This window comes from Duganella paludis, assembly GCF_054461335.1.
Genome location: NZ_CM136922.1, coordinates 5,566,355 through 5,580,471, shown reverse-complemented (window position 1 = coordinate 5,580,471; position 14,117 = coordinate 5,566,355). Strand labels below are relative to the sequence as shown.

The following is a 14,117-nucleotide window of genomic DNA, read 5'->3' as shown; positions in this document are numbered from 1 at the left end:
GTCGGAACTGACCCCGAATTTACTCGAACTGCTTGCGGAATTCGGCGAACTGCGCGGTGAGGTCTTCCACTTGCTGCCGCAGTTGCTGGACTTCCTGCTCCAGCGCGCCGAGGCGCGTGCCCTGCCCCGCGCCGCTGACCGTTCCGCCCAGGCTGGCCGCCGTTTCTTCGCGCGCCAGCGCTTCTTCCCCGCCCAGCAACTGGCCGTAACGCGGCTCTTTGGTGCCCGGCGCCAGCGCCAGGCGCGACACCAGCGGCGGGTATTTGTCGATCAGGAATTGCAGCGCCAGCTCGACGTCGCCCACCGATTTGAATTCGTGCAGGCGGCCGCTGCGGGTGCGGATTTCGCCGGCCGTTTGCAGGCCGCGCAACATCAGGATCGTCAGCACCGCCAGCTTGTCCTGCTCCAGCGACCATTTGATGCGCATCCGGTGTTCGTACTTGGTCACCCGCGCGCCCGCCTGCGTGATGCCGTTGACGTACTTGCGCTGCATCAGCCGCTGCAAGACCTCGGCCACCGTGTCTTCCGACAGCGCCATCACCGGATCGCGGCTCGACAGCTGGTTGCAGCCGTTGACCAGCGCATTCAGCGACAGCGGATAGTTATCCGGCGTCAGCGCTTCCTTTTCGGCCAGCACGGCCAACACGCGAATTTCAAACGGGTCCAGTACTTCTGCGCCTTCTTCCATGTCTTGCTTTCCTTATTCGACGAGCTTGTTCAATTGGGCGGAATTCAATTTATCACAGTCCGGTACGCTCTGACACTCCAGCCCCGCCGCCTTCATGGTGGCGACCAGCTGTTCGATGCGCAGTTCCTGCTTGACGGCGTTTTCGATCAGCCCGCGTAGCGCTTTCGACAACGGGTCGTCGCCGTTGGGCGTGACGCCGTAAGCGGCGAACGGATTGCTGGCCGCGCTCATGGCGTCCTTCTGCACGATGTGGGCCGGATTGCCGACCGCCGTCGCGCCCGGCGGCACGGGTTTCAGCAGCACGGCGTTGGAGCCGACCTTGGCATACTCGCCCACCGTGAAGCCGCCTAACACCTTGGCGCCGGCGCCGACGATCACGCCGCGCCCCAGCGTCGGATGGCGCTTGGCGCCGGTGTGCAGCGAGGTGCCGCCCAGCGTAACGCCTTGGTAGATGGTGCAGTCGTCCCCGACCTCGGCGGTCTCGCCAATGACCACGCCGAAGCCGTGATCGATGAAGACGCGGCGGCCGATGGTGGCGCCCGGATGGATTTCAATGCCGGTGACGATGCGCGCCAGGTAGGAGATGAAGCGGCCCAGCCATTTCATCCGGCGCGTCCAGCACCAGTGCGCCCAGCGGTGCATGACGATGGCTTGCAGGCCGGGATAGCAGGTCAATACCTCCCAGGCGTTGCGGGCGGCGGGGTCGCGTTCGATGATGCTGTTGATGTCTTGGCGTAGACGATGAAACATGGCGTATCCAGATCGACAACCGGTACGTTAATGTTAGCGTATCCGGCAGGGAATTGCTGAACAGCGGCAGACTTCTGAGGGAGGAGAACCAGCGGCCCCCGAAGCAGGCCGCCGGGTGATGCGTATCGCTTTAAGCTTCCTTGGCGATACGCTGGCGGCGGGCTTCGTACAGACAAACGCCCGATGCAACCGATACGTTCAAACTCTCGACCGAGCCGAACATCGGAATGCTGACCAGCATGTCGCAGGTCTCGCGCGTCAGGCGGCGCATGCCCTCGCCTTCCGAACCCATGACCAGTGCGGTCGGGCCGGTGAAGTCGGCTTCGTACAAACCTTTTTCGCCGTCGTCGGAGGTGCCGATCAGCCAGATGTCGCGGTCCTTCAGGTCACGCAGGGTGCGCGCCAGATTGGTCACGGTGATGTAAGGCACGGTCTCGGCGGCGCCGGAAGCGACCTTGGCGGCCGTGGCGTTCAAGCCCACCGCGCGGTCCTTGGGCACGATCACCGCGTGTGCGCCGACACCGTCGGCCACGCGCAGGCAGGCGCCCAGGTTGTGCGGGTCGGTGATGCCGTCCAACACCAGTAGCAGCGGCGGACCGTCGATGGCGTCCAGCAGCTCGTCCAGGTTGCGCGCCAGCGCCAGCTGCGAGGCAAACGCGATCACGCCCTGGTGACGGCGAGTGCCGACGATCTTGTCCAGACGCGCCGAATCCACCGGCATCACGCGCACGCCGGCCGCCTTGGCGTTAGCCACCAGGTCTTTCATGCGGCGGTCGTCACGCGTGGCGTCGACAAAAATTTCTTCCACCGATGCGGCCTCGTGACGCAGGCGCGAGGTCACCGCGTGGAAACCGAAAATCATTTTATTCTTACTCATTTATCGCTTCTTCTTACTTTTTGAGGCAGGGTTGGCTGCCCGGGGTGCTGCCGCAGTGGGTGCTGCGGCCTTGGTCTTGCGGGAGGCCGCTTTCGGCTTGGCTGCTGCGGGTTGCGCAGCGGCGCCGTTGCGGGCCGGCTTGCCTGGCTTGGCCGACGGGGTGCTCGGGCCAGGCTTGATGTTGGTCTTGCGGTCCTTCGACGGTGCATCCGGACGCGGTGCCACCGCGTCGACGCCGGCCAGGCGCAGGTCGATCTTGCGCGACTCCAGGTCCACCCGCACCACTTGCACGGAAACGCGGTCGGTCAGCTGGAACTTCTTGCCGCTGCGCTCGCCCTTCAGTTCGTGACGAGCGTCGTCGTACTGGAAGTAATCCTGGCCCAGGTCGGTGATGTGCACCATGCCTTCAACGAACAGCTGGTCCAGCTGCACGAAGATGCCGAAGGTGGTCACGCCGGTGATGATGCCGGTGTATTCCTCGCCCAGCTTGTCCTGCATGAAGTAGCACTTGAGCCAGTTCTCGACGTCGCGCGAGGCTTCGTCGGCGCGGCGCTCGTTGGCCGAGCAGTGCACGCCCAGGGCGTCCCACACGGTCAGGTCGCCGGCGGCCTTCGGCTGCTTGCCTTCGGCCTTGTCCTTGGCCTGCTGCTTGCGGGTGGCGTTCGAGACGTTGGTGTTCAGCACGCTGGTGCTGGCGAGCTTCGGCTCGTACTTCTTGCCCAGCAGGATGGCCTTGATGGCGCGGTGCGTCAGCAAGTCCGGATAGCGGCGGATCGGGCTGGTGAAGTGGGCATAGGCCTCATACGCCAGGCCGAAGTGGCCGATATTGTCCGGTGAGTACACCGCCTGCTGCATCGAACGCAGCAGCATGGTTTGCAGCAGCGAGGCGTCCGGACGCTCCTTGATCTGGCGCATCAGCGCGGCGTAGTCGGCCGCAGCCGGCTTGTCGCCACCGTTCAGGCTCAGGTTCACCTGCTTGAGGAAGGTGCGTACCTGCTTGAGCTTTTCAGCGGTCGGCGTAGCGTGGATGCGGTAGGTGCCCGGATGCTTGTGGCGGATCAGCAGGTCGGCCGCGCAGACGTTGGCGGTCAGCATGCACTCTTCGATCAGGCGGTGCGCATCGTTGCGGGTGCGCGGGATGATCTTTTCGATCTTGCCGCTCGGGTTGCAGACGATATAGGTTTCGGTGGTCTCGAAATCGATGGCGCCGCGTTCGGCGCGCGCTTTCAGCAGCGCTTGGAACACGTCGTACAGATTGGTCAGGTGCGGCACCAGGCCCGGGCGGCGTGCCGCTTCCGGTCCCTTGGTGTTGCCCAGGATGTCGGCCACTTCGGTGTAGGTCAGGCGCGCGGCCGAGTGGATCACGGCTGGATAGAACTGGTAGGCCTTGATCTCGCCCTTGGCGGTGACCACGGCGTCGCATACCAGCGTCAAACGGTCGACCGCCGGGTTCAGCGAGCACAGGCCATTGGACAGTTTTTCCGGCAGCATGGGAATCACGCGGCGCGGGAAGTAGACCGAGGTACTGCGTTCGAGCGCGTCGGCGTCGAGCGCGTCGTTCGGTTTGACGTAGCTGCTGACGTCGGCAATCGCGACGATCAGGCGGAAGCCGTTGGCGCGGCCGATCTTGACCGGTTCGCAGTAGACCGCATCGTCGAAGTCGCGCGCGTCTTCGCCGTCGATGGTCACCAGCGGCACGTCGCGCAGGTCGACGCGGTCGCCCCAGTCGCTTTCGCGCACGTGGTCCGGCAGCTTGTTGGCCTGGCGCAGCGCGGCGTCCGAGAAGATGTGCGGCACGCCGAACTTGCGCACGGCGATTTCGATTTCCATGCCGGGATCGTCCAGCGAGCCCAGCACTTCAGAAATCTTGCCGACCGGCTGCTTGAAGCGCATCGGCTGCTCGGTCAGCTCGACGCTGACCACCTGGCCCGACTTGGCCTTGCCGACGGCGCCTTCGATCAGCACGTCCTGCGCAATGCGCTGGTCTTCCGGCGCCACGATCCAGGCGCCGTTGTCGTTCTTCAGCAGGCGGCCGATGATGTGGGTGTTGGCGCGCTGGGTCACCTCGACGATGGTGCCTTCCGGGCGGCCGCGACGATCGACGCCGACCACCTTGGCCAGCACGCGGTCGCCGTGCAGCACTTTCTGCATTTCCTTTTCAGGCAGGAACAGGTCTTCTCCCGGCTCATCCGGGATGACGAAGCCGAAACCGTCGCGGTGGCTGCTGACGCGGCCGGCTATGAAGCCGGTCTGCGTCGCCAGCGAATAGTGGCCGCTGTCGTCCACGATGATCTGGCCGTCGCGCTGCATGGCGTTCAGGCGGCGCGACAGGATAGCCTGTGCATCGGTGCCGACCTTCAGCGTTTTCGACAGGGCGCGCAGGTCCAATGAGCCTTGGGCGCTGCGGAAGATGCCGAGAATTTCCTCCCGGCTGGGAATGGTGTGTGTAGATTGGTTCAAAAGTTTCTTATTTTTTGCAATGTTATTGACAGTAATCAGAGAAATCCGGCCTGGCAAAACGTCAGGTGCATATATATGGCTTGACGACAGGCGTAGTGTACTTGGAAACGTCTTGAATGACTAATTCAGCGGTTTCTGTTGAAAAATGTTGGGCGGGCATTTGACATCGCCCTGAATTCCTCTATAATCTTGGTCTCTCGCAGCGAAAGCCGCGAGAACTGCTAGACAGGGTGGATGTGCAGTAAGGAATGTAAAAGTTCATCTGGCGCAAAACTCTCCCCGTCGATATAATAGCAGAGTTGTTGAGAAGCATCAGTGCCCACGTGGCGGAATTGGTAGACGCGCATGGTTCAGGTCCATGTGCCGCAAGGTGTGGGGGTTCGAGTCCCTCCGTGGGCACCACAGAATTCCGCAAAAAAGCCTCCTTCGGGAGGCTTTTTTCATTCTGTCCATTCCAATTTGAGATGCGCGCCGATTTCGCGCAGCAGGTCATGCTCATTGACCGGCTTGGACAGGAAAGCATCCGCCCCCATCTCCAGCGCACGCTCCGCCTCCTCCGGCGTTGAGCTGGCCGAAATAATCAGCACCGGCGCCTCGGCCGTGCGCGCATCGGCACGCAGGCGGCGCATGGTTTCCACGCCGTCCATGCCGGGCATCACCATATCCAGCAACACCATGTCCGGCCGCACGGTCTGCGCTTGCATCAGCGCCAGCATGCCGCTTTCGGCCTCCACCGTATGAAAACCGAGCGAACCGAGTAAATCGCGCAGCAGCGCACGGTTGGTCGCCACATCATCCACCACCAGGATAGTCTTGCGCGGGCCGGCATAACCGCTGGCGATATGATCGCCGCCCACCTTGACGCCGGGCGCCGCCACCACTGTCAGCGGCACATCGAACCAGAAACGGCTGCCCCTGCCCGACGTGCTTTCCACTTGCAGCACACCGCCCATCAACTGCACCAGCTGGCGACTGATCGCCAGGCCCAGGCCGGTGCCGCCGGCACGGCGCGAAGTATCGCCGACCTGTTCGAACGGCCGGAAGATGGCTTCGTGCTGGTCGGCGGCGATGCCGATGCCATCGTCGATGACTTCAAAGCGCAGCAGCGCCGCATTGACCGCCTGTCCGGGCAGCGCCGGCAAAGGCGACACGCGCAGGATCACTGTGCCGCGATCGGTGAATTTCACCGCATTGCCCAACAGGTTGAGCAGCACTTGCCGCAAGCGCGTTTCATCAACGCTGACCGCCTGCGGCAAATCCTGCGCCATCGCCAGTTCGAAATGCAGGTGCTTTTGCTCGGCGCGCACGCGCATGATGTCGGCCACCACCATCAGCAGTTCGGCCAGGCGCGCCGGCTTGGGATGGAACTCCATCTTGCCGGCATCCACGCGCGACAGGTCGAGCACGTCGTTGATCAGCGCCAGCAGATGCTGGCCGCCCTGCTGGATGGTGCTGATGCCGGTTTGCTGCGGCGCCGTCAGGCTTTTGTCGCGTTTGAGGATCTGGGTGTAGCCGAGCACCGCGTTGAGCGGCGTGCGCAATTCGTGGCTCATCGAAGCCAGGAAGTCGCTCTTGGCGCGGTTGGCCACTTCGGCCCGCTCCATGGCGGCGCGCAGCTCGTCGTTGGTGCGCTGCAGCTCGGCGTTGACGGCGGCCAGTTGCGCCGGACTCGGAATGCGCAGCGCGATCGGGATCAGGCGCAGCATGGCGACGGCCGTGACCACCGAGGCCACGGCGGTGATCGCCTTCAGGCTCACCGACAGCACATAGTCGGGATACCACACCACCCAGATATCGGCCACGTGAGTGGCGCCGCAGGCCAGGATGAAGACGCCGAAGGCGATGAACATCCAGTCGAACGGCATGTCGCGGCGCTTGCGGATGAAGTAGATCAGGCTGACAGGAATGGACAGGTAAGCCAACGCGATCAAGGCGTCGGAAATCACACTGGTCCAGAGGATGGAGGGTATCCATAGAAAACAATGGCCGTGGGGCATAAAGGCCTGGCTGTCGAACCAGCTGTTGATCATTTCCGTTCCCTTCTCCAGCATTGTTGAAATGACAGTATTAAGCTTACGAAACTCCATAACAAGATGCAAGCACAAAAATACTTGCGGAAAACAACTGACTCCCTTAAGATACTGGCCTCTGGCGCAGGCAACTGCAACAGAGCAGCAGTAAAAATGCCCACGTGGCGGAATTGGTAGACGCGCATGGTTCAGGTCCATGTGCCGCAAGGTGTGGGGGTTCGAGTCCCTCCGTGGGCACCAAGAATTCCGTTGTTAAAAGCCTCCTTCGGGAGGCTTTTTTCATTTCCGCGCGGGCTACGACGGTGTTTTGAAATAATTTCAGAAAAGCAGCAAATTGCCGCAAATTGCTATTGACGAGTGCCGGTCCGCCCCGTAAGATGCGTGCCTTCTGATGCAGAACACGCAGCAGAAAGTAGCGAAGACAGTATCAGCGCCCACGTGGCGGAATTGGTAGACGCGCATGGTTCAGGTCCATGTGCCGCAAGGTGTGGGGGTTCGAGTCCCTCCGTGGGCACCAAGCGCTGATGACTGTTGATGTTACAAATGCCCACGTGGCGGAATTGGTAGACGCGCATGGTTCAGGTCCATGTGCCGCAAGGTGTGGGGGTTCGAGTCCCTCCGTGGGCACCAAAAATTCCGCAAAAAAGCCTCCCTCAGCGTAAAGCGCCGAGGGAGGCTTTTTTCATTAGGATCGATATGACATCAGCTCGCCCCGCCACTTTTCGTCAAGCCGCTCTTCACGACATACCCGCGATGTCCGCGATTCGGCTTGCGGTGCGTGAGAATGCGCTGTCCAACCCAGATCGCATCACCCGGCAAATGTACGAGGACTATCTCGAAGTGCTTGGCCGTGGCTGGGTGGCAGAGATAGATGGCGAGGTCGCCGGGTTTTCATATGCGGACAAAACAAACGCATCGATCTGGGCACTGTTCATCTCACCCGACCATGAAGGCAAAGGGCTGGCAAAACAATTGCTCAACATGGCAACCGGCTGGCTGTTTGAGCAAGGCCACAGCAGCATCCGATTGAGTACAGGGGTAGACACCCGCGCAGACCATTTTTACATGCTGCAGGGATGGACCAGAGAGCGGGTTGAAGGAAAAGAGGCTTTCTACTTGTTGACCGCCACGCTCGAACCAGTCGCGTGAGCATTCACGTATTTTCCAGCTTGGCGACATGCTATCCTTTGCAGCATCAGTCCAGCTCTAGCAACCAGCGACTAGTACAATAGCTCAAACGACGGCGCCGTCGGTTTCGTCTTTTTCCTTGATCGGCTTGATCAGGTCTTCGCGCTTCACGCCCAGCCACATGGCGACTGCGGCGGCCACGAACACCGAGGAGTAGATACCGAAGCAAATACCGATGGTCAGCGCCATGGCGAAGTAGTGCAGCGTTGGACCGCCCAGGAACAGCATCGACAGCACCATCATCTGCGTACAGCCGTGGGTGATGATGGTACGCGAGATGGTCGAGGTGATCGCGTTGTCGATCACTTCGTGCACCGAAGCCTTGCGCTGCTTGCGGAAGTTTTCGCGGATACGGTCGAAGATAACCACCGATTCATTCACCGAATAACCCAGCACCGCCAGCACGCCGGCCAGCACCGTCAGCGAGAACTCCCACTGGAAGAACGCGAAGAAGCCCAGGATGATAATCACGTCGTGCAGGTTGGCGATAATCGCCGCCACTGCGAACTTCCACTCGAAGCGAACCGCCAGGTAGATCATCACGCCGATGATCACCATCACCAGCGCGTTCAGGCCGTTCTGCGTCAGCTCGTCGCCCACCTGCGGACCGACGAACTCCACCTTCTGCATGGCCACCAGCTCGGCGCCGGCAGGGTTGGCGCAGGATTGCTTGACCACGTGCTCGCCCTTGGCGGTCACGGTGTCGATCTGCCTCATGGCGCCGGTTTCGGCCTTGCACAGCGCTTCGAACACTTGCGCCGAGGCGGCGTTGGGCGTGATGCCCTTCACCACCGGCAGGCGCAGCATGACGTCGTGCGCGGTGCCGAAGCCGGCCGCTTCAGGATGCTCGTAACCGATGCTTTGCAGCGTCGAGCGGATCCGTTCCAGGTTGGCCGGCTGCTGGTACTTCAGCTCCATCACGGTGCCGCCGGTGAACTCCACCGAGAAATGCAGGCCCTTGTGGAACAGGAAGAACACGGCTGCGACGAAGGTCAACGCCGAAACGACGTTGAACACCAGCGCATGGCGCATGAACGGTATGTCTTTTTTGATGCGGAAAAATTCCATGTTTCGTGCCCCGAGTTATATCCGACTATTTCTGACCTGGTACCCAGACGGTACCGATGGCGATCGATTGCAGCTTTTTCTTGCGGCCGTACCAGAGGTTGACCACGCCACGCGACACAAACACGGCGGAGAACATCGAGGTCAGGATACCCAGCGTGTGCACCACGGCGAAGCCGCGAATCGGGCCGGAACCGAACACCCACAGCGCCACGCCCACGATCAGGGTGGTCACGTTGGAGTCGATGATGGTGGCCCATGCACGATCGAAGCCGGCGGCGATGGCCTGCTGCGGCGACGCGCCCGCACGCAGTTCCTCGCGCACGCGCTCGTTGATCAGCACGTTGGAGTCAATCGCCATACCCAGCGCCAGCGCGATAGCGGCCATGCCCGGCAGGGTCAGGGTCACTTGCATCAGCGACAGGATCGCCAGCAGGAACAACAGGTTGCAGGCCAGCGCCAGCACGCTAAAGAAGCCGAACATCATGTAGTATGCAATCATGAAGATCGCAATCGCGGCAAAGCCGTACAGCGTCGAGTGCATGCCCTTGTTGATGTTCTCGGCGCCCAGTGCAGGACCGATGGTGCGTTCTTCGATCACTTCCATTGGTGCGGCCAGCGCGCCGGAGCGCAGCAGCAGTGCCAGCTCTGCGGCACTGTCGGACGTGCCCATGCCGGTGATATTGAATCCGCTGCCATTGAGTTCCTGCTGAATCATAGGGATGGATAGAACTTCTGGCTTGCCGACTTTTTCATACAATACTATTGCCATCCGCTTGCCGACTTTGCCGGTGGTGGCTTCACTGATGCGGCGGCGGCCTTCGTTATTTAGTTCCACATTCACGGCGGGACGCTGGTTCTGGTCGAAGGCAGCGACGGCGCTAGTGATGTAGTCACCAGTCAGTACCACGTCCTTGTACACGACCACTGGCGCATCCTTGCCGGCAGTGAGCAGTTCGTCGCTGAACGGAATCGATGCGGACAATTCGCTGCCGGGCGTGATCGCATCATCGACCATGCGTATTTCCAAACTGGCTGTACGGCCAATTACCGAACGTGCGCGCGCCACGTCTTGCATTCCTGGCAGTTGAACCACAATACGGTCGATGCCTTGCTGCTGAATCACTGGCTCCGCGACACCCAGCTGGTTCACGCGCTTGGCTAGCGTGTTGATGTTTTGCTGCACGCCATCGGCGACGATTTGCTTCAGTGCTTCCGGCTTTAAACGAATAGTGATTTTCAGGTCGTTGCCTTTGCCGGCCTCGGTAAATGCCAATCCACTGAGTTGTCCAGCCAATACCTCTTTCGCTCGCTGCCGGCTAGCGTCGTCACGAAATTTGATGTCGATCGTATCGCCTTCGCGCGCAATGCCGGCGTGGCGCACGTCCTTGTCGCGCAAGATGGTGCGAGTGGACGCTTGTATCCCCTGTATGCGCTTGTTGAGCACGGCCTTGGTGTCGACTTGCATGAGAAAGTGAACGCCCCCCCGCAAGTCGAGGCCCAAATACATCGGCACTGCGTGTAACGCTTGCAACCACTTGGGCGTATCAGCCCGCAGGTTCAGGGCAACTATATAGGTCGGATCACTCAGGTCGGAATTCAGGCCTTGGTCTAGCGCAGATTTTGCGCGGAACTGGATATCTGGGCTAGCGAAGCTGGCGCTGACGAAGGGGGAGGCGCCGGTGTTGTCATAGCTAAGCTCTTTGTAATCGATACCCCCTTTCGCTAGTACGTCGGCGACTCGGGTGCGAATCTCAGGTGTAATCTTGACGTTGGATTTTCCGTTGGTCACCTGTACTGCGGGCACTTCGCCAAAGTAATTCGGCGCGGCGTATAGCGCACCTAGCAAAATGGCGACGGCAATCAGGATGTACTTCCAGATTGGGTATCGGTTCATGTCTCTCTCTCTGATTTGTCGAGTACGCATGAGTTGAGGTTGTTATTTCGACAAACAAGAGAGGATCAAGAGAATATTTTTGACTCTGATAAATTACGTAGCGCGGCCCTCCCGCTCCGTTGACGATTTCATCGTGATGTCATATTAAAAAACTAAGCTTGTCCGTTCTTAAATGATCGGAGCAAGCATGACTTCATCGATTTCGCGTCGCAGTTTCCTGGCCCAAGGTGGGGCTTTCGTGGGTAGCTCGGCACTGGGAGGCTCCCTGCTGCTTGGAGGTTGCGGCAGCAACAGCCCTACGGCGATCGGTGTCAGTGAGAACGAACGGCCCAAGATGCCGTCGGGGATACAGTTTGGCGACATCACTGATAATCGGGCGATCATCTGGAGCCGGAGCGACCGCAACGCGCAGATGATAGTCGAATACGATACCAGCGACCGTTTCAACAATGCCAGCCGCATCGTTGGCCCCACTGCCAGCGACGCCACCGATTTCACGACCCGTGTCGACCTGAGCGGCTTGCCTCCCGGCCAAACGGTCTTCGTGCGCGTGCGCTATGTGGATCCCAGCAATTCAAAAATCGAAAGCGAAACCATCTTGGGTCAATTCAGGACCACGCCGACTGCCGATGCTACCCGGCCAGTGCGTTTTCACTGGAGCGGCGACCAGTGCGGCCAGGGCTGGGGCATCAACACCGATTTTGGCGGCATGAAAATTTATGAAGCGATGCGTTTGCGCGATCCGGACTTTTTCGTCCACAACGGCGACACGATTTATGCCGACGGCCCGATCCTGGCCCAGGTAACGGCGGAAAACGGCCAGGTCTGGCGCAATCTGGTCACGGAAGAAGTCAGCAAGGTCGCGGAAACGCTGAAGGAGTACCGTGGCCGCCATGCCTACAATATGATGGACGCGAACTTCCGCAAGTTCGCCGCTCAAGTGCCGCAGGTCTGGCAATGGGACGATCACGAAGTGACGAATAACTATAGCGCTTCCAAGGATTTATCGGCCGATGCGCGTTACACCGAAAAAAACATTGCGACCCTCACTACCCGTGGCCGTCGCGCCTTCCTTGAATACGCGCCGATGCGCTATTACAAGCAAAGCGAGCCGCAGCGCCTGTATCGCACCATCTCCCACGGCCCGCTGCTGGACTTGTTCGTGGTGGACATGCGCAGCTACCGTGGCCCGAACAGCACCAATCTGCAAACGGCGGAAGACGCCACGTCTGCATTCCTGGGTAGTGCGCAGGTGGAATGGCTGATCGCCGGGCTGAAAGCCTCGACCGCAACCTGGAAAGTCATCTCCGCCGACATGCCCATCGGCCTCAACGTCGGCGACGGCAAGAACGCGCAGGGTGAAGCCTTATGGGAGGCCCTCGCCAACGGGAACGACGGCCTTCCACTCGGCCGCGAACTCGAAATGGCCCGCCTACTCAGCAGTATTAAGGCAGTTCCCAACGTGGTCTGGATCACCACCGACGTCCACTACTGCGCCGCCCACTACTACGATCCCGCCCAAGCCAAGTTCACGAACTTTTCCCCATTCTGGGAATTCGTCGCCGGCCCGATGAACGCCGGCACCTTTGGCCCGGGCGTGCTCGACAAAACCTTCGGCCCGACCGCTGTCTTCTCGAAAAGTCCGCTGATCCAGAACTCATCGCCATTCGCCGGTTACCAGTTCTTTGGTGAAGTCAATATCGACCCACGGACGAAGGCGATGAAGGTCGAGCTTTTCAACCTCGACGGCGTCTCGCAGTTTGCGCAGACGCTGCCGGCGGTGGGTTTATAGCGCGGCTTTGACGGCTGCGGCCAAGGAGATGGTCGGATGCCCGATCAGCTTGCTCAGGGTGCGGCTGTCGTCGAACAGTGCGCCTTGGGCGGCTTGAGCGTCGGAGTCGGCGATCAGGTCGGCCAGCGGGGCTGGCAGGCCGAGGCCGATCAGCATCTCGTGGTAGTCCGCTTGCGGCAGGTTGTGGAACGGGATGTCCTTGCCGGTCTGGCGCGACACTTCAGCAGCCAGTTCCGCCAGCGTAAAGCCGGTGTCGCCCGCCAGTTCATACACCTGCTCCACCGGGCCAGTGCTGGCCAACACCGCTGCCGCCGCTTCGGCATAGTCCGCACGCGCCGCCGCCGAGATGCGGCCCTCGCCCGCCGATCCTGCCAGTGCACCATGCGCCACCGCGCCGCCCAGCCCGCCGGTGTGGTTTTCCACGTACCAGCCATTGCGCAACAAACTAAAAGGCAGGCCCGAGGCAAGTACCGCTGCTTCGGTCTCGCGATGCTCCCCTGCCAGACCCAACGTCGAACGATCGGCGTGCAGCACGCTGGTATAGGCCAGCAGACCAACCTTGGCGCGCGCAGCCGCCTCGATCACATTGCGGTGCTGCGCGACACGGTTGCCCAGCGCGTTCGACGAAATCAGCAGCACCTTGGTGGCGCCAACGAAGGCCGCGTCCAGCGAGGCCGGATCGCTGTAATCGGCGCGGCGCACCTGCACGCCTTGGGCGGCGAGGTCGTCCGCCTTGGCTGGGTCGCGCACGGCGGCGACGATCTGCGCAGCAGGCGTGGTTTTCAACAGGCTGGCAATCACCAGGCGGCCCAGTTGGCCGGTAGCAGCGGTAACGATGATCATGAACTTCTCCTTTAAAAGTGGATGAGTCCATCATATAGGCTATACTTACGAATTGTAAGTACGCACATTTTAGTAAGTACCCATGGAGCCCATCATGAGCAATCGTTCGCTGCGCAATACCATCCAGGAAATGAACCAGGGCCCGCGCCAGGCGCAGGTGATGGCGGCGGACTGTCCTTCGCGCGCCGTGCTCGGCCACATCACCAGCCGCTGGGGCGTGCTGGTAATGGTGATGCTGCTCGAACGCACCCACCGCTTCAGCGAGCTGCGCCGGGCGGTCGGCGGCGTCAGCGAAAAGATGCTGGCGCAAACGCTGGACGCCCTCGCCCACGACGGCCTGGTGCTGCGCGTGGCGCACCAGGTGGTGCCGCCGCACGTGGAATACAGCCTGACGCCGCTGGGGCGCGAGGCGGCCGAGCGGCTGGAGGTGCTGGTGGACTGGATCGAAACCAAATTCCCGCTCATCCTGGAAGCCCAGCAGGACTACGCACGCAAGGCGGCATAACATTGTCCACACATGCCAAACT

The 14,117-nt window shown here is 61.0% G+C and carries 11 protein-coding genes and 4 tRNA genes; 7 read left to right on the top strand and 8 right to left on the bottom strand.

Annotation, left to right across the window (positions count from 1 at the left end; genetic code table 11):
* Nucleotides 1-19 precede the first annotated feature (19 nt).
* The 4 genes from ACXZ1M_RS24680 to rnr all read right to left on the bottom strand — a co-directional run bounded on the left by ACXZ1M_RS24680 (nt 20) and on the right by rnr (nt 4,775).
* Nucleotides 20-688, bottom strand: coding sequence for a YceH family protein (locus ACXZ1M_RS24680; RefSeq protein WP_459050236.1), 669 nt, complete (start codon nt 686-688; stop codon nt 20-22).
* 12 nt (nt 689-700) lie between these two features.
* Nucleotides 701-1,438 (bottom strand): serine O-acetyltransferase, encoded by a 738-nt coding sequence (cysE, locus tag ACXZ1M_RS24675; RefSeq protein WP_459050235.1) that lies wholly within the window; start codon nt 1,436-1,438, stop codon nt 701-703.
* A 130-nt stretch (nt 1,439-1,568) separates the two neighbouring features.
* Nucleotides 1,569-2,315: a 23S rRNA (guanosine(2251)-2'-O)-methyltransferase RlmB gene (gene rlmB / locus ACXZ1M_RS24670; protein ID WP_459050234.1), complete on the bottom strand. Its 747-nt coding sequence runs from the start codon at nt 2,313-2,315 to the stop codon at nt 1,569-1,571.
* Complete coding sequence (gene rnr / locus ACXZ1M_RS24665; RefSeq protein ID WP_459050233.1) at nt 2,316-4,775, bottom strand: ribonuclease R; 2,460 nt, start codon at nt 4,773-4,775, stop codon at nt 2,316-2,318. It abuts the gene before it with no gap.
* A 317-nt stretch (nt 4,776-5,092) separates the two neighbouring features.
* On the opposite strand from rnr, the gene ACXZ1M_RS24660 reads away from it, so the two are divergent.
* Nucleotides 5,093-5,177 (top strand) — tRNA-Leu (locus ACXZ1M_RS24660).
* A 38-nt stretch (nt 5,178-5,215) separates the two neighbouring features.
* On the opposite strand, the gene ACXZ1M_RS24655 is transcribed toward ACXZ1M_RS24660, so the two are convergent.
* On the bottom strand, nt 5,216-6,805 hold the full coding sequence (locus tag ACXZ1M_RS24655) for an ATP-binding protein (protein ID WP_459050232.1): 1,590 nt from the start codon (nt 6,803-6,805) through the stop codon (nt 5,216-5,218).
* 155 nt (nt 6,806-6,960) lie between these two features.
* On the opposite strand from ACXZ1M_RS24655, the gene ACXZ1M_RS24650 reads away from it, so the two are divergent.
* The 4 genes from ACXZ1M_RS24650 (at nt 6,961) to ACXZ1M_RS24635 (ending at nt 7,954) form a co-directional block, all read left to right on the top strand.
* A tRNA-Leu gene (locus ACXZ1M_RS24650) sits at nt 6,961-7,045 on the top strand.
* Between the two features lie 192 nt (nt 7,046-7,237).
* Nucleotides 7,238-7,322: transfer RNA gene (locus tag ACXZ1M_RS24645), tRNA-Leu, on the top strand.
* A 28-nt stretch (nt 7,323-7,350) separates the two neighbouring features.
* Nucleotides 7,351-7,435: transfer RNA gene (locus ACXZ1M_RS24640), tRNA-Leu, on the top strand.
* A gap of 66 nt (nt 7,436-7,501) precedes the next feature.
* Nucleotides 7,502-7,954 carry a GNAT family N-acetyltransferase gene (locus tag ACXZ1M_RS24635; RefSeq protein WP_459050231.1) on the top strand — a complete coding sequence of 151 codons (453 nt, stop codon included), beginning with the start codon at nt 7,502-7,504 and terminating at the stop codon, nt 7,952-7,954.
* Between the two features lie 84 nt (nt 7,955-8,038).
* Here the strand turns inward: ACXZ1M_RS24635 and secF are convergent, their stop codons facing one another.
* Both secF and secD read right to left on the bottom strand, forming a co-directional pair.
* Nucleotides 8,039-9,061 (bottom strand): protein translocase subunit SecF, encoded by a 1,023-nt coding sequence (gene secF, locus ACXZ1M_RS24630; RefSeq protein ID WP_459050230.1) that lies wholly within the window; start codon nt 9,059-9,061, stop codon nt 8,039-8,041.
* A gap of 25 nt (nt 9,062-9,086) precedes the next feature.
* Nucleotides 9,087-10,955, bottom strand: coding sequence for a protein translocase subunit SecD (gene secD / locus ACXZ1M_RS24625; protein WP_459050229.1), 1,869 nt, complete (start codon nt 10,953-10,955; stop codon nt 9,087-9,089).
* A 187-nt stretch (nt 10,956-11,142) separates the two neighbouring features.
* Here secD and ACXZ1M_RS24620 point away from each other — a divergent pair, with 187 nt between their 5' ends.
* The gene (locus tag ACXZ1M_RS24620) at nt 11,143-12,747 is read left to right on the top strand and encodes an alkaline phosphatase D family protein (RefSeq protein ID WP_459050228.1); all 1,605 of its coding nucleotides are present in this window, start codon (nt 11,143-11,145) and stop codon (nt 12,745-12,747) included.
* Here the strand turns inward: ACXZ1M_RS24620 and ACXZ1M_RS24615 are convergent.
* A complete protein-coding gene (locus tag ACXZ1M_RS24615; RefSeq protein ID WP_459050227.1) occupies nt 12,742-13,590 on the bottom strand; it encodes an NAD(P)H-binding protein in 849 nt (282 codons plus the stop codon). The two genes, ACXZ1M_RS24620 and ACXZ1M_RS24615, sit on opposite strands and share 6 nt — an antisense overlap.
* A 94-nt stretch (nt 13,591-13,684) precedes the next feature.
* Between ACXZ1M_RS24615 and ACXZ1M_RS24610 the strand changes: the two genes are divergently transcribed.
* A complete protein-coding gene (locus ACXZ1M_RS24610) occupies nt 13,685-14,095 on the top strand; it encodes a winged helix-turn-helix transcriptional regulator (protein ID WP_459050226.1) in 411 nt (136 codons plus the stop codon).
* Nucleotides 14,096-14,117: the final 22 nt, after the last annotated feature.

Bases quoted from the DNA above. Each gene is read 5' to 3' on its own strand.
- ACXZ1M_RS24680 (WP_459050236.1), bottom strand. From the start codon at position 688: ATGGAAGAAGGCGCAGAAGTACTGGACCCGTTTGAAATTCGCGTGTTG.
- ACXZ1M_RS24655 (WP_459050232.1), bottom strand. From the start codon at position 6,805: ATGATCAACAGCTGGTTCGACAGCCAGGCCTTTATGCCCCACGGCCAT.
- ACXZ1M_RS24620 (WP_459050228.1), top strand. From the start codon at position 11,143: ATGACTTCATCGATTTCGCGTCGCAGTTTCCTGGCCCAAGGTGGGGCT.
- ACXZ1M_RS24635 (WP_459050231.1), top strand. From the start codon at position 7,502: ATGACATCAGCTCGCCCCGCCACTTTTCGTCAAGCCGCTCTTCACGAC.
- cysE (WP_459050235.1), bottom strand. From the start codon at position 1,438: ATGTTTCATCGTCTACGCCAAGACATCAACAGCATCATCGAACGCGAC.
- secF (WP_459050230.1), bottom strand. From the start codon at position 9,061: ATGGAATTTTTCCGCATCAAAAAAGACATACCGTTCATGCGCCATGCG.
- ACXZ1M_RS24610 (WP_459050226.1), top strand. From the start codon at position 13,685: ATGAGCAATCGTTCGCTGCGCAATACCATCCAGGAAATGAACCAGGGC.
- secD (WP_459050229.1), bottom strand. From the start codon at position 10,955: ATGAACCGATACCCAATCTGGAAGTACATCCTGATTGCCGTCGCCATT.
- ACXZ1M_RS24615 (WP_459050227.1), bottom strand. From the start codon at position 13,590: ATGATCATCGTTACCGCTGCTACCGGCCAACTGGGCCGCCTGGTGATT.
- rlmB (WP_459050234.1), bottom strand. From the start codon at position 2,315: ATGAGTAAGAATAAAATGATTTTCGGTTTCCACGCGGTGACCTCGCGC.